Raw genomic sequence first — 18,872 nt, forward strand, 5'->3', positions numbered from 1 at the left:
TTCCTCCCGCGCTTAGCCAACGACCAGATTGAGGAGTTTACCCGGTACATAAATCACTTTACGTACGGTAACGCCATCAAGATATTTTGCTACCAGATGCTCCTGGCCAGCACGCTCACGAACCTGCTCTTCAGTGGCGTTTACCGGAACGGTGATTTTTCCACGTACTTTACCGTTTACCTGGACCACAACCAGCGTTGAGTCTTCAACCATTGCCGCTTCGTCCGCCACCGGCCACGGCGCGTTGTCGATATCGCCTTCGCCTTTCAGCGCCTGCCACAGGGTGAAGCAAACGTGCGGGGTGAACGGGTTGAGCATGCGTACAACAGCCAGCAAGGCTTCCTGCATCAGGGCTCTGTCTTGTTCGTCTTCCTGCGGTGCTTTCGCCAGCTTGTTCATCAGCTCCATAATCGCCGCAATCGCGGTGTTAAAGGTCTGACGACGACCGATATCATCGGTGACTTTAGCAATAGTTTTGTGCACGTCGCGACGCAGCGCTTTTTGATCTTCGCTCAGCGCATCGGCGTTCAGGGCTGCAACATCCCCCTGAGAAGTATGTTCGTAAACCAGTTTCCAGACACGTTTCAGGAAGCGGTTTGCCCCTTCAACGCCGGATTCCTGCCATTCGAGCGTCATATCAGCCGGAGAAGCGAACATCATGAACAGACGAACGGTGTCAGCACCGTAGCGTTCAACCATAACCTGCGGGTCGATACCGTTATTTTTCGACTTGGACATTTTGCTCATGCCGGTATACACCAGCTCATGGCCTTCTGCGTCCTTCGCCTTAACGATACGACCTTTTTCGTCACGCTCAACGATGGCATCAACCGGAGAAACCCAGTTACGTTCACCGTTTGCGCCAACGTAGTAGAACGCGTCAGCCAGCACCATCCCCTGACACAGCAGCTGTTTAGCTGGTTCATCAGAGTTGACCATGCCTGCATCGCGCATCAGTTTGTGGAAGAAGCGGAAGTAGAGCAGGTGCATGATGGCGTGTTCAATACCGCCAATGTAGATATCAACTGGCAGCCAGTAGTTAGCGGCGTCGGAATCCAGCATGCCTTCCTGATACTGCGGGCAGGTGTAGCGCGCGTAGTACCAGGACGACTCCATAAAGGTATCGAAGGTATCGGTTTCACGCAGGGCAGGCATACCGTTAACGGTGGTTTTCGCCCACTCCGGATCGGCTTTGATTGGGCTGGTAATGCCGTCCATAACCACGTCTTCCGGCAGAATAACCGGCAACTGGTCTTCTGGCGTAGGCAGTACGGTACCGTCTTCCAGCGTCACCATCGGAATCGGCGCACCCCAGTAACGTTGACGGGAAACACCCCAGTCACGCAGACGGTAGTTAACTTTACGCTCACCCACGCCTTTGGCTACCAGCTTGTCAGCAATGGCGTTGAAGGCCGCTTCGAAGTCGAGGCCGTCAAACTCACCGGAGTTAAACAGCACGCCTTTTTCGGTCAGCGCCTGTTCAGACAGGTCCGGCTCTGCGCCTTCAGCGGTCAGAATTACCGGCTTGATGGTCAGGCCATATTTGGTGGCAAATTCGTAATCGCGCTGATCGTGGCCCGGAACGGCCATGACTGCGCCCGTACCGTATTCCATCAGGACGAAGTTTGCTGCCCAAACGGGGATCTCTTCGCCAGTCAGCGGGTGAACGGCTTTAAAGCCAGTATCGACGCCTTTTTTCTCCATGGTCGCCATTTCAGCTTCTGCAACCTTGGTGTTGCGGCATTCGTCAATGAAGGCGGCCAGTTCAGGATTATTTGCAGCGGCTTTCTGCGCCAGCGGATGACCTGCGGCAACGGCCAGGTAGGTCGCACCCATAAAGGTGTCCGGGCGGGTGGTGTAAACGGTCAGCGTATTGTCGTAACCATTCACATCAAAGGTGATTTCCACGCCTTCAGAACGGCCAATCCAGTTGCGCTGCATGGTCTTAACGGTGTCAGGCCAGTGATCCAGGTTATCCAGATCGCGCAGCAGTTCGTCAGCGTAGGCGGTGATTTTAATGAACCACTGTGGGATCTCTTTACGCTCAACTTTGGTATCGCAACGCCAGCAGCAGCCGTCGATAACCTGTTCGTTCGCCAGAACGGTCTGATCGTTCGGGCACCAGTTGACCGCAGAGGTTTTCTTATACACCAGGCCTTTTTTGTACAGCTCGGTGAAGAACTTCTGTTCCCAGCGGTAGTATTCCGGGGTGCAGGTCGCCAGCTCACGGCTCCAGTCATAACCGAAACCCAGCATTTTGAGCTGGTTTTTCATGTAAGCGATGTTGTCGTACGTCCACGGTGCCGGCGCGGTGTTATTTTTAACCGCAGCGCCTTCCGCAGGCAGGCCGAACGCATCCCAGCCAATTGGCTGCAGTACGTTTTTGCCCAGCATACGCTGGTAGCGGGCGATCACGTCACCGATGGTGTAGTTACGTACGTGGCCCATGTGTAGTCGACCAGAAGGATAGGGAAGCATAGACAGGCAGTAATACTTCTCTTTGCTCTCGTCTTCGGTAACTTCAAATGTGCGCTTCTCATCCCAGTGAAGCTGTACTTTGGATTCTATCTCTTCCGGGCGGTATTGCTCTTGCATGGCAGCCAGTGGTCCTGTTTTCAATACAGCTACAAACGTAGCTCTAGATGTGGTGTTTCAGATCCGCATAGCATAGCCCAAACGCCCGCGCCAAAACAGCCTTTCGCGCATTCAGCGTTGAATTCCCGCAAGGATAATTCTTGCACGAATTTACACACTCTGTGGACAGTCTTGCAAAGCGTAGCGTAAATAACGTCTATTATTATAGACAGTTAACGACCCAGGAGGCGAAGCGATGAACAAGGTTGCTCAATATTACCGTGAACTGGTGGCTTCACTGAGCGAACGTCTGCGTAATGGCGAACGCGATATCGATGCGTTGGTGGAGCAGGCGCGTCAACGAGTTATGCAGACCGGGGAGTTAACGCGAACCGAGGTGGAAGAGGTCACCCGGGCCGTCAGACGTGACCTGGAAGAGTTTGCTCTGAGCTATGAAGAAAGCCTCGATGAGGAGACAGACAGCGTCTTTATGCGGGTTATCAAAGAGAGTATCTGGCAGGAACTGGCCGATATTACCGATAAAACGCAGCTCGAATGGCGCGAAGTGTTCCAGGACCTCAGTCATCACGGGGTTTATCACAGCGGCGAGGTGGTCGGATTAGGTAATCTGGTCTGCGAGAAGTGCCACTTCCATTTGGCGGTTTACACCCCGGATGTGCTGCCATTATGTCCGAAATGCGGACACGATCAGTTCCAGCGCCGACCGTTTGAGCCGTAATCGCTTATTGCCGGATGGCGACGCAAAGCGTCTTATCCGGCCTACAAATTGCACGATTTTGTAGGCTGGCTCAGCGTTAGCGCCATCCGGCGTGTATTAGGCGTAAAACTTCAGCCGTTCTGCCAGCAAATCGACAAACCCCTGGCGATCAACATCCACCATCACGGTGGCGTTTGGCTTATTGCCGCTCAGGAAGTAGTAGTCCACCACGGTCATTCCCTGGGTATATTTACCCTGAGTCTCCACGCCAACCCAACGATCAACGGTGGTAAACAGTTCTGGTTTCAGCAGCCAGGCAATGGTGCATGGGTCATGCAGCGGTGCGCCGATGAATCCCCACTTTTCATCTTTGTGATATTCAAAGAAGAAGTCGAGTAGTTCTGCAACAATCGTCGAAATGGGATTGCCGATCGCGCGGAATCGTTCGGTATCTTCGCGATGTATTTGCGCTTTATGCGTGACGTCCAGACCAGCCATCACCACTGGAATGCCAGACTGGAATACGATTTCAGCGGCTTCAGGATCCACGAAAATATTGAACTCGGCGGCAGGGGTCCAGTTTCCGAGGCCCATTGCACCGCCCATAATCACGATACGGGTGATTTTGGCGTGCAGCTCAGGATGGCTATTCAGAAGCAATGCTACGTTAGTTTGCGGCCCGGTGGAGACAATGGTCACCGGTTCCGGGCTGTCCCGCAGGGTTTTTGCCATCAGTTCCACGGCGGTACAGTTAAGTGGCGCAAAAGCGGGTTCCGGCAGCGCGGGGCCATCCAGCCCACTCTCACCGTGGACGTTATCGGCAATAATCAGATCGCGCATCAGTGGTTTCACTGCGCCACCGGCCACTGGGATATCCGTACGGTTGAGTAACGTTAACATGCGTAATACGTTACGCAGCGTTTTGTCGGGCGTCTGGTTACCGGCAGATGAGGTTATCGCTTTCACATCCAGTTCAGGTGAGGCGAGGGCGAGAACAATTGCGATAGCGTCGTCATGACCTGGATCGCAATCAAACAGGATAGGAAGTGCCATTGTTGCTCCTTGTAAGTGGGACTTTGTGACAAGGTTAACGCTGGGCTGTACCTGTTTCGAGAAGTGAAGAGATAAATCGTGAGGTGGCGCGCACATGGAGGTGCGCGCCAGCAAGATTAATGCAGGATTTTCGCGAGGAAGTCTTTGGCGCGGTCTGATTTCGGATTGGCGAAGAACTCTTCTTTCGGCGAGTCTTCAACAATTTTCCCTTCATCCATGAAGATCACCCGGTTCGCCACTTTACGCGCAAAGCCCATTTCGTGGGTGACTACCATCATGGTCATCCCTTCATTGGCCAGTTCAACCATGACGTCCAGCACTTCGTTGATCATTTCAGGATCAAGCGCTGATGTCGGTTCGTCAAACAGCATGGCGATAGGATCCATACACAGCGCCCTGGCAATGGCGACACGCTGTTGTTGGCCCCCGGAGAGCTGAGCCGGAAACTTATCGGCGTGCGCTGACAGACCAACGCGTTCCAGTAACTTTTGCGCTTTGTCGCGGGCCGGCTTTTTATCGCGTTTAAGCACTTTTACCTGCGCCAGAGTCAGGTTCTCAATGATCGACAGGTGGGGGAACAGTTCAAAGTGCTGGAACACCATACCAACGCGGGAGCGCAGTTTAGCCAAATCGGTTTTTTTATCATTCACCACGGTGCCATCAACGGTGATAACGCCCTGTTGTACCGGCTCCAGCCCGTTCACCGTTTTGATAAGCGTTGATTTACCTGAGCCTGACGGGCCGCAGACCACCACCACTTCCCCTTTTTTCACTTCCGTGGAGCAGTCGGTCAGCACCTGAAAGTGACCATACCATTTAGAAACATTTTTCAGGGTAATCATTAAACTGTCCTTTTCTTCAAATAGCTGACCAACAACGATGCGCTCAGACTGAATACAAAATAAACGGCGCCAGCAAACAGGATCATTTCAACCTGCGTGCCGTCACGCTCGCCAATGGTGGAGGCGGTACGGAAGAAGTCTGCCAGACTTAATACATAAACCAGCGAGGTGTCCTGGAAGAGTACGATGCCCTGGGTGAGCAGCAGCGGCACCATTGCGCGGAATGCCTGCGGCAGAATGATGAGCTTCATCGACTGCCAGTGGGTCATCCCCAGCGCCAGCGCGGCGCTGGATTGCCCACGAGAAATACTCTGGATACCGGCACGGATAATCTCGGAATAGTATGCGGCTTCAAACATCGAAAACGCGACCATTGCTGAGATCAGGCGAATATCGGTTTTTGGCGACAGACCCAGTACGTTTTGCAGGAAGCCCGGCACAATCAGGTAGAACCACAGCAGCACCATTACCAGCGGAATGGAACGGAACACGTTGACGTAGCCTTTCGCAAACCAGGCAATAGGTGCGAAGCTGGACAAACGCATCACTGCAAGGATGGTTCCCCAGACAATACCAATGACCACTGCCGTAACGGTGATTTTCAGCGTGATGATCAGCCCATCCAGCAAATACGGCAGGGAAGGGACGATAGAACTCCAGTCAAATTCGTACATTATTTGCCTCCCAAATTGCCAGGCAGGCGGATTTTACGTTCAACGAGATTCATCACCAGCATGATGACGGCGTTAATCAGGACGTAGGCCAGAGTGATGGCGGTAAACGATTCCCATGCGTGGGCGGAGTAATCCAGCAGCTTACCCGCCTGCGCCGCCATATCGACCAGGCCGATAGTGGAGGCGATCGCGGAGTTCTTCACCAGGTTCATCATCTCTGAGGTCATTGGCGGAACAATCACGCGGTAAGCGTTTGGCAGCAGCACATAACGGTAGGCCTGCGGCAACGTTAGCCCCATCGCCAGCGCAGCGTTTTTCTGCCCACGAGGCAGAGACTGAATAGCGGCACGAACCTGTTCACAGACGCGCGCGGCGGTAAACAGCCCCAGACAGAGCATCGATGAGAGGAAGAACTGGATGTTGGGATCCAACTCAGCTTTGAACCACATCCCAATGTTTTCCGGCAGCAGTTCGGGAATGACCAGATACCAGGTAAAAAACTGGACGATGAGCGGAACGTTACGAAACAGCTCAACGTACAGCGTGCCGATCCCAGAAAGGAAACGATTTGGAACGGTACGTAAGATGCCGAATAAAGAGCCTATGAGGAAAGCGATAATCCAGGCGGTGATGGATAACGCGACCGTGACCTGGAAACCACTCCAGAGCCAGCCGAGATAGGTGGTGTTGCCGAACGGGGCTTGTTGTAAAAAAATACCCCAGTTCCAGTCTATAGACATAAATCTACTCCAGAAAAAAAAGGGTAGCAGCGCTACCCTCGAAGATTGTTATTCGGCGTTTTGCGGTTTTCAGGCCTGATGGGGAACGACCATCAGGCTTATAGTCTGTCCGTGCCGAGTAGCAATCGAGAGGGCAAGGTGAACTCGCCCCATTTATTTTAGTTAGTTAAGCGCTTTATCATTCGGTTCTTTGAACAGGGCTTTCATCTCGTCTGACAGTTCGAAATTCATGTTCAGGTTCTTCGGTGGAATTGGATTTTTAAACCACTTATCAAACCATTTCTCAGCATCGCCTGAGGTCTGCGCCTTGGCGATAGTGTCGTCCATCAGCTTTTTGAACTCAGGGTCATCTTTGCGCAGCATACAGCCGTAGGCTTCCTGAGACTGCGGTTTGCCGACGATCTCCCAGTTGTCTGGTTTCTTCGCCTTCGCGCGCTCGCCAGCCAGCAGGGCGTCATCCATCATAAAGGCAACGGCGCGGCCGCTTTCCAGAGTACGGAAAGAGTCACCGTGGTCTTTAGCGCTGATGATGCGCATATCCATTTTTTGTTCTTCGTTCAGCTTGTGCAGCAGCACTTCTGAGGTGGTACCCGAGGTCACGACTACGGCTTTACCTTTCAGATCGGCGAAATCTTTGACGTCGCCGCCTTTTTTCGCCAGCAGGCGGGTGCCGACAACGAAAATGGTGTCAGAGAAAGCCGCTTGTTTTTGGCGCTCGACGTTGTTGGTGGTGGAGCCACATTCAAAGTCAAAGGTGCCGTTTTGCAGCAGCGGGATACGGTTTTGTGAAGTAATCGGAATCAGTTTCACCTGCAGGTCAGGCTTATTCAGCTTTTTCTTCACGGCTTCAACGATTGCGTTGGAGTAATCCTGTGAATAACCGACCACTTTTTGCTGATTATCGTAGTAAGAGAACGGTACCGATGATTCACGGTGGCCGACCACAATCACGCCGTTTTTGGCGATCTTGTCCAGCGTGCTGCCTGCCGCTGGTGCTGCGTCTTCTGCGTGCGCCAGACCGGCGGACATTCCCATAACCAGCATGGCAGTGGCGAGCTTACGTAATTGCATATCCAACTCCTTTATCGTCTGCGCCAGTGACGCATTGATACCCATTGTGATGTTGTTATTGTTTGCTACTAAAACGTGCAGTCTTGTATGTGTTTGTTAACATTTAGTTTGGATGAATGTAAAGAATTTGCTGTGTTATTGTTTATTTTTGCGAAGTGCGCCGCACCATTTGGGGGCAAAAATATCTTGTTGCACTTTTCAGGTGCTACCGGCGCTCAACTTTGGTGCGACCAGGTTGCACATTCAGCCAAAACAGCGTTTGCCTTGTAGAACAAAGCAATAGACGTGCCAGAATGGGAAGAGTGATGTGTTTAGGGCCGGATAAATGAGACGTTATCCGGCCAGGAGAGGTGGATTACTTACGACGTTGGCGCAGGCTCATTACCACAGCACCAAAGCCAAACAGCGCGGTAAGCAGCCAGAGCGGCCAGTTACCGGTTCGGGCATAAGGGGTTAAGCCCGTCGTTGGCGTCACGCTGGTGGTCAGAACCTGGCGGGTAAACTGCGGGATCATCGCCTGAATCTCACCCTGTGGACCAATCACCGCCGTAATACCGTTATTGGTGCTACGCAGCAGGGGACGCGCCAGCTCGAGGGAACGCATCCGCGCCATCTGGAAGTGCTGCCACGGGCCAATGGATTTACCAAACCAGGCATCGTTGGAGATAGTCAGCAGGTAGTCCGTATCCGGGCGGAAGTTATCACGTACCTGTTCGCCAAGAATGATTTCGTAGCAGATGGCTGCCGTCAGCTTAAAGCCGTGCGCATGCAGTTGTGGCTGCACATAAGGGCCACGGCTGAACGAAGACATTGGCAGGTCAAAAAACGGCGCTAACGGGCGCAGGATTGATTCCAGTGGAACAAACTCGCCAAATGGTACCAAATGGTTTTTGTTATAGCGGTTGCTGGAGTCGTAGCTGTACGGACTGTCTTTACCCAACGTGATGATGGTGTTGTAGGTGTCGTAACGATTCTGCTTGTTCAGCCGCGCGTCTACAATACCGGTAATCAGCGTGCTGTTTTTCGATTTCAGCAGGTCATCCATCATGCTCAGAAAACGCTGCTGGTTAATTTCCAGGTCCGGAATAGCGGATTCTGGCCAGATGATTAGCTGTGATTTGCCCATTTCGGGCTGGGTGGCGTCGAGATAAATCTTCAGAGTGTTGAGTAACTGACCTTCATCCCATTTGAGCGACTGAGGAATGTCACCCTGCACCATCGAAACCTGAGTGGTTTTTTCCGGCTCAAGCGTGAACCACTGGATATAGCGCAGCGGAAAGGGCAGGGCGAATAGCACGACGCCGACGACCAGCGGACGCCAGTTACGCGTCACCAGCGCCAGCGCCAGCAGACCGCTAACCATCATCAGCAGGAAGTTAATCGCCTCAACACCCATTACCGGCGCCAGTCCTTTTAACGGACCGTCGATCTGGCTGTAACCAAACTGCAGCCATGGGAAGCCGGTCAGTACCCAGCCGCGCAGGAATTCAGTGATTTGCCAGACTACCGGCGCGGCAATCGCCACGCGTAGCCAGGTGGTTTTCGGCCACAGACGCGCCAAAACGCCGGCAAACAGGCCGGTGTAGAGGGAAAGGTATGCGGCAAGCAGAACCACGAGGAAGACGTTAACCGGGCCCGGCATACCGCCAAACTGCGCGATGCTGACGTAAACCCAATTGATGCCGGAGCCAAACAGCCCCAGCCCCCAAAAGTAGCCGATAGCGGCAGACTGGAGCGGGCGGCGGTTGAAGGTGAGAGCCTGCAGGCCCATCAGCGAAACGATCGCGGCTGGCCAGATGTCATACGGAGAGAAAGCCAGCGTCCCGCAGGCACCGAATAATAACGCCAGCAGCAGGCGAATGCGCTGGCGTTCAATTAATGGGGCAAATGCCATGTAGTCTTAGATCCAGTTTCGGGTTTATTCGTCCAGTTTGGGCTGGGGTGAGTCGTCCGGAATTCTGACATGAACCTGAATAATACGACGGCTGTCGGCCATTGCCACTTTGAACTGGTAACCATCAATGTCGATAGTCTCCCCGCGCGCGGGAAGATGCCCAAAGGCCTGCATGACCAGCCCGCCGATGGTGTCGACTTCTTCATCGCTGAAATGAGTACCGAAAGCTTCGTTGAAGTCTTCAATCGGCGCCAGTGCGCGAATAGTCCAGGTGTGGCGGCTGAGCTGACGGAAATCAATATCGTCTTCTTCGTCGTACTCATCTTCAATTTCACCCACGATCAGTTCAAGGATGTCCTCAATGGTCACCAGACCTGAGACACCACCGAATTCGTCGATGACGATAGCCATATGATAACGCTGGGAGCGGAACTCTTTCAGCATGCGGTCAACCCGCTTGCTTTCAGGGACGACAACCGCCTGGCGTAACACTTTCTCCATGCTGAAGGCTTCGGCATCGCTGCGCATAAACGGCAGCAGATCTTTGGCCATCAGAATCCCTTCGATGTGATCTTTGTCTTCGCTGATCACCGGGAAACGCGAGTGGGCAGACTCGATGATGACATCAAGACATTCGTCCAGGGTCTGGTTGCGTTTCAGGGTAATCATCTGAGAGCGAGGGATCATGATGTCGCGCACGCGTTGGTCCGCAATGTCCATCACCCCTTCGAGCATATCGCGCGTATCTTCATCGATAAGGTCGTTTTGCCCGGAATCACGGATCAGCTCCAACAGTTCGTCGCGGTTTTTCGGTTCACCGTGGAAAAGTTGGCTCAGTAACAGGGAGAAAAATCCCTTTTTGCTGGTTAAGGTGTCACTACTGTGTGAATTGTCGTCGCTCATGGCGTCGTATGGGTTCTCATGTTAGTTAATCCAAAGCGCGTCATGCGTGTACTCAGCTGTTGACGGCATGTTTCTTCAACGTACTTCGAGTCAGGTGGACAGTATAAGGCGCAATACCTGATGACGGCTGCGCCTTTTCAGGCCTACCAGACTTCGAAATACTTATTCTTTCTCGGCAATGTACGGATCCTCATAGCCCAGAGCAAGCATAATCTCTGTTTCTAAGGATTCCATCTCTTCCGCTTCATCGTCTTCGATATGGTCGTAGCCGAGTAAATGCAGGCTACCGTGCACCACCATGTGCGCCCAGTGGGCCTCAAGCGGTTTGCCTTGCTCCTGCGCTTCTTTCTCGACGACCTGACGGCAGATGATCAAATCGCCCAGCAAAGGCATCTCAATGCCCGGTGGTGCTTCAAATGGGAATGAGAGCACGTTGGTTGATTTATCTTTCCCGCGATAGGTCAGGTTCAGCTCGTGACTTTCCGCGTCATCGACCAGACGAATGGTCACCTCTGACTCTTCCTGAAACTGCGGGATCACCGCATCCAGCCAGCCCTGAAACTGACTTTCTGTTGGTAAACCGGATTCGTCTTCACATGCCAGCTGTAAATCGAGAATAACCTGACTCATTTTTGTTCCTGCTCCTGAGCTTCACGCTTGCGTTCTGCTGCCTGCTCGGCTTTGCGTTTCTGTTCTGCTTCTTCCCAGGCTTCATACGCCGTGACGATACGGGCAACCACCGGATGGCGAACCACGTCTTCGCTATGGAAGAAATTGAAACTAATTTCGTCGACTTCAGCCAGCACTTCAATGGCATGACGCAGACCGGATTTGGTGCTACGCGGCAGGTCAATCTGGGTGATATCGCCAGTGATGACCGCTTTGGAGTTAAAGCCGATACGGGTCAGGAACATTTTCATCTGTTCGATGGTGGTGTTCTGGCTTTCATCAAGAATGATGAACGCATCATTTAACGTACGACCGCGCATATAGGCCAGCGGCGCAACCTCAATGACGTTACGCTCAATCAGTTTTTCGACCTTCTCAAAACCGAGCATTTCGAATAGCGCGTCATACAGCGGTCGTAAATACGGATCGACTTTCTGGCTGAGATCTCCCGGCAGGAAACCGAGTTTTTCACCCGCTTCTACTGCCGGACGGGTCAGCAGAATTCGACGGATCTCCTGACGCTCAAGCGCATCGACCGCAGCGGCAACCGCGAGATACGTTTTACCCGTACCCGCAGGGCCAACGCCAAAGGTGATGTCGTGGTCGAGGATATTCGCAATGTACTGTGCCTGGTTTGGCGTACGCGGCTTGATTACCCCGCGCTTGGTTTTGATATTCACCGCTTTGCCAAATTCCGGCACGCTGTCAGCGCTTTGCTCAAGCACACGCGCTTCTTTAATTGCCAGATGAATTTGTTCAGGCTCAATGTCCTGCGTCTGACCGCGCATTGGGGCGGTATCGACATACAGGCTGCGTAAAATATCTGCCGCTGCGGTGACGCAAATTGGGCGACCGGTCAGCTTAAAGTGGTTATCACGACGGTTAATTTCGATGCCGAGACGACGTTCCAGCTGTTTGATGTTGTCATCAAAGGGGCCGCAAAGGCTCAACAGGCGGGCGTTGTCTGCGGGTTCAAGGGTGATTTCGCGAGTGTCTATGTTCAAACTGTTCCTCTTATGCATGTCTCGCCGGACGCTGAACATTTACCGGCATCTAAGGAAATTATTCACGCCATGGGGGAAAGGCGCAAGCATTGCAATAAATATGGGGATGACAGGGCTGATTACAAGGCCCGCTGGAGCAGCGAGCCTGGGAGTGTTGGCCCGATAAGCATAGCGCCATCGGGCCTTGTATACGTTTTTCAGCAGGATTAAGGCTGATAAATACCGACGCCCAGATCGTTTTCTTTGCGGGTACGCGCAATAACCGACTCAGGGGATTCTGCGATGCGCAGGCCCATTTCGTCCTCGGTGCGCACCACTTTACCGCGCAGGGAGTTAGTCCAGACATCGGTAATTTCTACATCAACAAACTTACCGACCATCTCCGGAGTGCCTTCAAAGTTCACCACACGGTTATTTTCGGTACGGCCTGACAGTTCCATGATGCTCTTACGCGATGTGCCTTCAACCAGAATGCGCTGGGTCGTGCCGACCATACGACGGCTCCAGGCCATGGCTTGCTGGTTAATGCGCTCCTGCAGAATGTACAGACGCTGTTTTTTCTCTTCTTCCGGCACGTCGTCAACCATATCGGCAGCAGGGGTGCCAGGACGCGCAGAGAAGATAAAGCTGTAGCTCATGTCAAAGTTGACGTCAGCGATAAGCTTCATGGTCTGCTCGAAATCCTGCGTGGTTTCACCCGGGAAACCAACAATGAAGTCAGAGCTAATCTGGATATCCGGACGCGCTGCGCGCAGTTTGCGGATGATCGCTTTATATTCCAACGCGGTATGGGTGCGCCCCATCAGATTCAGCACGCGATCTGAACCGCTCTGTACCGGCAGGTGCAGGAAGCTCACCAGTTCCGGCGTATCACGATAAACTTCAACGATATCATCGGTGAATTCGATCGGATGGCTGGTGGTGAAGCGGATGCGGTCAATGCCGTCGATCGCCGCGACCAGACGCAGCAGATCGGCAAACGATCCTGTCGTGCCGTCGTAGTTCTCACCACGCCAGGCGTTCACGTTTTGCCCCAGCAGGTTCACTTCACGCACGCCTTGCGCCGCAAGCTGGGCGATTTCAAACAGGATATCATCCGCCGGACGGCTGACTTCCTCACCGCGGGTGTATGGCACCACGCAGTAAGTACAATATTTATTACAACCTTCCATGATGGACACAAACGCGCTTGGGCCTTCAGCACGCGGCTCCGGCAGACGGTCGAACTTTTCGATCTCCGGGAAACTGATATCAACCACCGGGCTACGGGTGGTGCTTCCACGCACTTTGTTGATCATTTCCGGCAGACGGTGCAGGGTTTGCGGGCCAAAAATAATATCGACATAGTGGGCGCGCTGGCGAATGTGGTCGCCTTCCTGAGACGCAACACAACCACCGACACCGATGATGAGCTTGGGATTCTTCTCTTTTAACAGCTTCCAGCGACCCAACTGATGGAAGACTTTTTCCTGAGCCTTCTCACGGATAGAGCAGGTATTCAGCAGCAGCACATCCGCTTCTTCGGCCACGTCGGTCAGTTGATACCCATGAGTGGCATCCAGCAGATCGGCCATCTTCGATGAATCGTATTCGTTCATCTGACAGCCCCAGGTTTTAATATGGAGTTTTTTGGTCATCGACTTGCTCTTGCGAAATTGTGGCTGAAATGCAGGGCGCATAGTGTACTGCTTTGGCGCGGTTGTGACCAGTATGACGGATGTCAGCCTCAAGGGGTAAAAAATCCTGTAAACTTACGCAATACATGTAACAGGATAATTGACCATGACAAATCAACCAACGGAAATTGCCATTGTCGGCGGGGGGATGGTCGGCGGCGCGCTGGCGCTGGGACTGGCGCAGCATGGATTTGCGGTAACGGTCATTGAACATGCCGTTCCTGCGCCGTTTGTGGCAGACGGACAGCCTGATGTCAGAATTTCGGCCATCAGTTCCGCCTCCGTGTCGCTGCTGAAGGGGCTGGGCGTCTGGGATACGGTTCAGGGGATGCGCAGCCATCCTTATCGTCGTCTGGAAACGTGGGAATGGGAAAATGCCCATGTGATGTTTGATGCCGCCGAGCTTAAGCTACCCTTGCTGGGTTATATGGTGGAAAACACGGTTCTGCAACAGGCACTCTGGCAGGCGCTGGAAGCCCACCCTAAAGTCACGTTGCGCGTGCCTGCGTCGCTTCTCTCTTTGCATCAACATAACGATCGACATGAGTTTGAACTGGCAGGCGGTGAAAAGATCAGCGCCAGGCTGGTCATCGGTGCGGATGGCGCAAATTCTCAGGTGCGGAAAATGGCAGGGATTGGTATTCATGCCTGGCAATACGCGCAGTCCTGTATGTTGATTACCGTGCAATGCGAGAATTCACCGGGAGACAGCACCTGGCAGCAATTTACCCCAGACGGTCCGCGCGCGTTTTTACCGCTGTTCGATAACTGGGCCTCGCTGGTGTGGTATGACTCACCGGCGCGAATCCGCCAGTTGCAGGGGTTGAGCATGTCGCAACTGCAGGCGGAGATCGCCAAACATTTCCCTACACGACTCGGTAACGTTACGCCTGTGGCGGCGGGGGCATTCCCGCTTACGCGCCGTCACGCGCTGCAATATGTGCAGCCAGGCCTTGCGCTGGTAGGTGATGCCGCGCATACCATTCACCCGCTGGCGGGGCAGGGCGTTAATCTGGGGTTCCGTGATGTGGATGCGCTGATTGATGTGCTGGTGAATGCGCGCAGCTATGGCGAGTCCTGGGCTAGTCAGCCGGTGCTGAAGCGTTATCAGAACCGTCGTATGACTGACAATTTCATCATGCAAAGCGGCATGGATCTGTTTTACGCCGGATTCAGCAACAACCTGCAGCCGCTGCGTATCATGCGTAATCTCGGGTTAATGGCCGCAGAGCGCGCAGGCGTGCTGAAGCGTCAGGCGCTGAAGTATGCGTTAGGATTGTAATTCAGGCAGGCCTACAGATAACGAGTGTAGGCCTGCCTGGTGTAGCGCCATCAGGCGATACATGCAGGAAAGCAAAAAGCTCGCCGAAGCGAGCTTTTTTAATATGGCTGGGGTACGAGGATTCGAACCTCGGAATGCTGGTATCAGAAACCAGAGCCTTACCGCTTGGCGATACCCCAACGGGCGCACCCACTGAGTGGATGACTTTTTGAAATTGGCTGGGGTACGAGGATTCGAACCTCGGAATGCTGGTATCAGAAACCAGAGCCTTACCGCTTGGCGATACCCCAACAATTTTTTGGATTTACCGAACGAGTCGATACGTCCTTAATATGGTGGCTACGACGGGATTCGAACCTGTGACCCCATCATTATGAGTGATGTGCTCTAACCAGCTGAGCTACGTAGCCAAATACTAACATATTCTTCGATGGCTGGGGTACCTGGATTCGAACCAGGGAATGCCGGTATCAAAAACCGGTGCCTTACCGCTTGGCGATACCCCAATGACCGTTGCGGTGAACCGCTATATCGAAGAAAAAATGGCTGGGGTACCTGGATTCGAACCAGGGAATGCCGGTATCAAAAACCGGTGCCTTACCGCTTGGCGATACCCCATCCGTGCAACGCTTACGGGTGAATGGTGCGGGAGGCGAGACTTGAACTCGCACACCTTGCGGCGCCAGAACCTAAATCTGGTGCGTCTACCAATTTCGCCACTCCCGCAAAAAAGATGGTGGCTACGACGGGATTCGAACCTGTGACCCCATCATTATGAGTGATGTGCTCTAACCAGCTGAGCTACGTAGCCATCTTTTTTTCGCGTAACCTTATCGGCGTTGCGGGGCGCATTATGCGTATTGAGCCTTGAAGCGTCAACCCCTTTTTCATTGAAAATAGCTGGAATGTGACTGTTTGGTTAGGTTGCGAACAGCATGGCGCAATATTCGGCAATTATTAGTTATTAATTGTTTTTTTGCACAGAAAACAGACATAAAAAAAGAGCCCTGCAGGGCTCTTTTCTAAGGATTGACTTATTTGTACGCGGACTGATGCACGCCAACCGCACGACCAGATGGATCGTTCATGGTTTTAAACGCCTCATCCCATTCGATCGCTTTGGCAGAAGAACAGGCAACCGACGGCCCGCCCGGCACGCATTCCGCAGCGCTCGCAACCGGGAACAGCTCTTCGAAAATCTCACGGTACAAGTACGCTTCTTTCGACGATGGCGTGTTGTAAGGGAAGCGGAAGCTGGCGGTTTCCAGTTGTTGGTCAGAAACTTGCTCAGCAGCCACCTCTTTCAAGGTATCAATCCAGCTGTAACCGACACCATCAGAGAACTGCTCTTTCTGACGCCATGCGACGCTTGCCGGCAGGTAGGACTCAAAACATTCGCGCAGAACGTGTTTTTCCATTTTACCGTTGCCGCACATTTTATCCTGTGGGTTGATGCGCATCGCCACATCAAGGAATTTCTTATCCAGGAAAGGCACGCGAGCTTCAACCCCCCAGGCTGACATCGCTTTGTTGGCTCGGGCGCAGTCGAACATATGCAGCGCCTGCAGCTTGCGCACGGTTTCTTCGTGCAGTTCTTTTGCATCTGGCGCTTTGTGGAAATAGAGATAGCCGCCAAATACTTCGTCAGAGCCTTCACCCGACAGCACCATTTTAATGCCCATCGCTTTAATTTTACGCGACATTAAGTACATTGGCGTCGAGGCGCGAATCGTCGTGACATCGTAAGTTTCGATGTGATAAATCACGTCGCGGATAGCATCCAGGCCTTCCTGCACGGTGAAGTGGATCTCATGGTGCACGGTACCCAGATGGTTCGCTACTTCCTGTGCGGCTTTCAGATCCGGTGCGCCTTCCAGGCCGACTGCGAAGGAGTGCAACTGTGGCCACCAGGCTTCGCTACGTTCCTGATCTTCAACACGGCGCGCCGCGTATTTTTTAGTGATCGCGGAAATGACGGAGGAATCCAGACCGCCGGACAGCAGTACTCCATAAGGAACATCTGACATCAGGTGGCTTTTCACCGCATCTTCCAGCGCCTGACGCAGCTCGTTTTTATCGGTAACGTTGTCTTTTACCGCATCATATTCAAACCAGTCGCGCTGGTAGTACTGACGAATTTCGCCGTCTTTACTCCATAAATAGCTACCGGCCGGGAATTCTTTGATTGTGCGGCACACGGGAACCAGGGCTTTCATTTCAGACGCGACGTAGAAGTTACCGTGCTCGTCGTAACCCATATACAGTGGGATGATCCCGATATGATCGCGACCGATCAGATAAGCGTCTTGCTCGCTGTCATACAGGGCAAAAGCAAACATGCCTTGCAGGTCATCCAGAAACTCTGGGCCTTTTTCCTGATATAGCGCGAGGATAACTTCGCAGTCGGAACCCGTCTGGAACTGATAGCGATCGCCGTACTCAGCGCGCAGCGCCTGGTGGTTATAAATTTCGCCGTTAACCGCCAGGATATGCGTTTTCTTCACGTTGTACAGCGGCTGAGCACCGGCGTTGACGTCGACGATGGACAGACGTTCGTGTGCCAGAATGGCGTTATCACTGGCGTAAATACCCGACCAGTCCGGGCCGCGATGGCGCATCAGACGAGACAGTTCCAGGGCTTTTTTACGCAGTTCAACTGCGTCAGTTTTAATATCGAATACGCCAAAAATAGAACACATAACCTTCTCCGTTAACCTGTTGCGTGATGCTTTTTATGTTTGCTTGATAAAGAAAATGCCGCAAAGCTGGAGAGGGCGCAAGCGAATTACGGGTCAGAAAATAAAAAACGCAATGGTCATTGTGGATTGGTGAAAAAAGATTACATAATAGACGTGTTTATTAACGAATCGGTATTTTTATGGCTGTTTTATTAAATGGAAGGGTTTCCGTATGCCGGATAAGGTGTTGATACTGCCTACCGGCAATAACGCCGCAAATTTGCCGAACAAGACGAACTCATGTCTTATCCGGCCTGCGAATCAAATCACATCAATTTCAGCGACGGACGGGTAAATCCAGCTTGGTCTGAACGGCATGCTGTCAATGTCGTCGAGCGTCGAAACGCCAGACAATACCAGGATGGTTTCCAGACCGGCCTGGAAGCCCGCCAGAATGTCGGTACGCAGGTTGTCGCCAACGATAACGGTCTCTTCCGAGTGCGCCTGCATTTTATTGAGCGCCGCGCGAATAATCCACGGGCTGGGCTTGCCGACATAAAACGGCTTGCGGCCAGATATTTTTTCGATACCCGCGCACAGCGCACCGCAGGCGGGATAAAAGCCGCGACCGTGAGTATCCGGGTTTGTGGCAATGAAACGCGCGCCGTTGGCCACAAAATATGCCGCTTTATGCATCATGTCCCAGTTATAGGAACGCGTCTCGCCAACAATCACAAAATCGGGGTTCACGTCGGTAATGGTAAATCCGGCTTTATACAGTTCGTGAATTAACGCGCCTTCACCTACCACATAGGCTTTTTTCCCTTCCTGGCGGCGTAGAAAGTCAGCGGTAGCCATGGCGGAAGTATAAAAGACGCTATCAGGGACATTTACACCCGCGGTGGCGAAGCGGTTCGCCAGATCTTGCCCGGTCTGTGAAGGGTAATTGGTCAGCAGAACTAACGGCAGGCCTTTTTCCAGGATCCCAGTCAGAAATTCTGCCGCACCTGGTACGGCAACATTGTCGTGCATCAGCACGCCGTCGATATCACAAATTACATTCTTAATGGCCATGGACAATCCGACATTAAAAA

At 52.9% G+C, this 18,872-nt stretch carries 15 protein-coding genes and 7 tRNA genes; 2 read left to right on the forward strand and 20 right to left on the reverse strand.

Annotation, left to right across the window (positions count from 1 at the left end; genetic code table 11):
- Nucleotides 1-12: 12 nt before the first annotated feature.
- Nucleotides 13-2,595 (reverse strand): leucine--tRNA ligase, encoded by a 2,583-nt coding sequence (gene leuS, locus OGV94_RS16665; protein ID WP_100194092.1) that lies wholly within the window; start codon nucleotides 2,593-2,595, stop codon nucleotides 13-15.
- A gap of 235 nt (nucleotides 2,596-2,830) precedes the next feature.
- On the opposite strand from leuS, the gene OGV94_RS16670 reads away from it, so the two are divergent.
- Nucleotides 2,831-3,313, forward strand: coding sequence for a zinc ribbon-containing protein (locus OGV94_RS16670; protein ID WP_006685521.1), 483 nt, complete (start codon nucleotides 2,831-2,833; stop codon nucleotides 3,311-3,313).
- Nucleotides 3,314-3,409: 96 nt separating this feature from the next.
- On the opposite strand, the gene rihA is transcribed toward OGV94_RS16670, so the two are convergent.
- From rihA to miaB, 10 genes are all read right to left on the reverse strand, one after another.
- Complete coding sequence (gene rihA / locus OGV94_RS16675; protein WP_213733190.1) at nucleotides 3,410-4,345, reverse strand: pyrimidine-specific ribonucleoside hydrolase RihA; 936 nt, start codon at nucleotides 4,343-4,345, stop codon at nucleotides 3,410-3,412.
- 116 nt (nucleotides 4,346-4,461) lie between these two features.
- A complete protein-coding gene (gltL, locus tag OGV94_RS16680; RefSeq protein WP_043015577.1) occupies nucleotides 4,462-5,187 on the reverse strand; it encodes a glutamate/aspartate ABC transporter ATP-binding protein GltL in 726 nt (241 codons plus the stop codon).
- Nucleotides 5,187-5,861: a glutamate/aspartate ABC transporter permease GltK gene (gene gltK / locus OGV94_RS16685; protein WP_003022757.1), complete on the reverse strand. Its 675-nt coding sequence runs from the start codon at nucleotides 5,859-5,861 to the stop codon at nucleotides 5,187-5,189. The genes gltL and gltK overlap by 1 nt, the downstream gene beginning before the upstream one ends.
- Complete coding sequence (gene gltJ / locus OGV94_RS16690; RefSeq protein ID WP_003831316.1) at nucleotides 5,861-6,601, reverse strand: glutamate/aspartate ABC transporter permease GltJ; 741 nt, start codon at nucleotides 6,599-6,601, stop codon at nucleotides 5,861-5,863. Before gltJ ends, gltK begins: the two co-directional genes overlap by 1 nt.
- A gap of 162 nt (nucleotides 6,602-6,763) precedes the next feature.
- Nucleotides 6,764-7,672: a glutamate/aspartate ABC transporter substrate-binding protein GltI gene (gene gltI, locus OGV94_RS16695; protein WP_043015578.1), complete on the reverse strand. Its 909-nt coding sequence runs from the start codon at nucleotides 7,670-7,672 to the stop codon at nucleotides 6,764-6,766.
- Nucleotides 7,673-8,027: 355 nt separating this feature from the next.
- A complete protein-coding gene (gene lnt / locus OGV94_RS16700; protein ID WP_043015579.1) occupies nucleotides 8,028-9,566 on the reverse strand; it encodes an apolipoprotein N-acyltransferase in 1,539 nt (512 codons plus the stop codon).
- 24 nt (nucleotides 9,567-9,590) lie between these two features.
- Nucleotides 9,591-10,469, reverse strand: a complete 879-nt coding sequence (gene corC, locus OGV94_RS16705) for a CNNM family magnesium/cobalt transport protein CorC (RefSeq protein WP_038638785.1) — start codon at nucleotides 10,467-10,469, stop codon at nucleotides 9,591-9,593.
- Between the two features lie 162 nt (nucleotides 10,470-10,631).
- On the reverse strand, nucleotides 10,632-11,099 hold the full coding sequence (ybeY, locus tag OGV94_RS16710) for an rRNA maturation RNase YbeY (protein WP_003835559.1): 468 nt from the start codon (nucleotides 11,097-11,099) through the stop codon (nucleotides 10,632-10,634).
- Nucleotides 11,096-12,142, reverse strand: a complete 1,047-nt coding sequence (locus OGV94_RS16715; RefSeq protein ID WP_003022776.1) for a PhoH family protein — start codon at nucleotides 12,140-12,142, stop codon at nucleotides 11,096-11,098. The genes ybeY and OGV94_RS16715 overlap by 4 nt, the downstream gene beginning before the upstream one ends.
- Before the next feature lie 206 nt (nucleotides 12,143-12,348).
- Complete coding sequence (gene miaB / locus OGV94_RS16720) at nucleotides 12,349-13,779, reverse strand: tRNA (N6-isopentenyl adenosine(37)-C2)-methylthiotransferase MiaB (RefSeq protein WP_043017864.1); 1,431 nt, start codon at nucleotides 13,777-13,779, stop codon at nucleotides 12,349-12,351.
- 145 nt (nucleotides 13,780-13,924) lie between these two features.
- Between miaB and ubiF the strand changes: the two genes are divergently transcribed.
- Nucleotides 13,925-15,100, forward strand: a complete 1,176-nt coding sequence (gene ubiF / locus OGV94_RS16725; RefSeq protein ID WP_213733191.1) for a 3-demethoxyubiquinol 3-hydroxylase — start codon at nucleotides 13,925-13,927, stop codon at nucleotides 15,098-15,100.
- A gap of 104 nt (nucleotides 15,101-15,204) precedes the next feature.
- Here ubiF and OGV94_RS16730 read toward each other — a convergent pair.
- The 9 genes from OGV94_RS16730 to nagD all read right to left on the reverse strand — a co-directional run bounded on the left by OGV94_RS16730 (nucleotide 15,205) and on the right by nagD (nucleotide 18,852).
- Nucleotides 15,205-15,279, reverse strand: a tRNA-Gln gene (locus OGV94_RS16730).
- A 36-nt stretch (nucleotides 15,280-15,315) separates the two neighbouring features.
- Nucleotides 15,316-15,390 (reverse strand) — tRNA-Gln (locus tag OGV94_RS16735).
- A 43-nt stretch (nucleotides 15,391-15,433) separates the two neighbouring features.
- Nucleotides 15,434-15,510: transfer RNA gene (locus tag OGV94_RS16740), tRNA-Met, on the reverse strand.
- Between the two features lie 21 nt (nucleotides 15,511-15,531).
- Nucleotides 15,532-15,606: transfer RNA gene (locus tag OGV94_RS16745), tRNA-Gln, on the reverse strand.
- 37 nt (nucleotides 15,607-15,643) lie between these two features.
- Nucleotides 15,644-15,718: transfer RNA gene (locus OGV94_RS16750), tRNA-Gln, on the reverse strand.
- Between the two features lie 23 nt (nucleotides 15,719-15,741).
- Nucleotides 15,742-15,826 (reverse strand) — tRNA-Leu (locus OGV94_RS16755).
- Between the two features lie 8 nt (nucleotides 15,827-15,834).
- Nucleotides 15,835-15,911, reverse strand: a tRNA-Met gene (locus OGV94_RS16760).
- 223 nt (nucleotides 15,912-16,134) lie between these two features.
- Nucleotides 16,135-17,799 (reverse strand): asparagine synthase B, encoded by a 1,665-nt coding sequence (gene asnB, locus OGV94_RS16765; RefSeq protein WP_003835552.1) that lies wholly within the window; start codon nucleotides 17,797-17,799, stop codon nucleotides 16,135-16,137.
- Nucleotides 17,800-18,099: 300 nt separating this feature from the next.
- Entirely contained in the window at nucleotides 18,100-18,852 is a 753-nt protein-coding gene (gene nagD, locus OGV94_RS16770; RefSeq protein WP_005121413.1) for a ribonucleotide monophosphatase NagD, read from the reverse strand.
- Between the last annotated feature and the right edge of the window lie 20 nt (nucleotides 18,853-18,872).

The organism is Citrobacter sp. Ce006, from assembly GCF_030336535.1.
GTDB classification, from domain to species: domain Bacteria; phylum Pseudomonadota; class Gammaproteobacteria; order Enterobacterales; family Enterobacteriaceae; genus Citrobacter; species Citrobacter europaeus.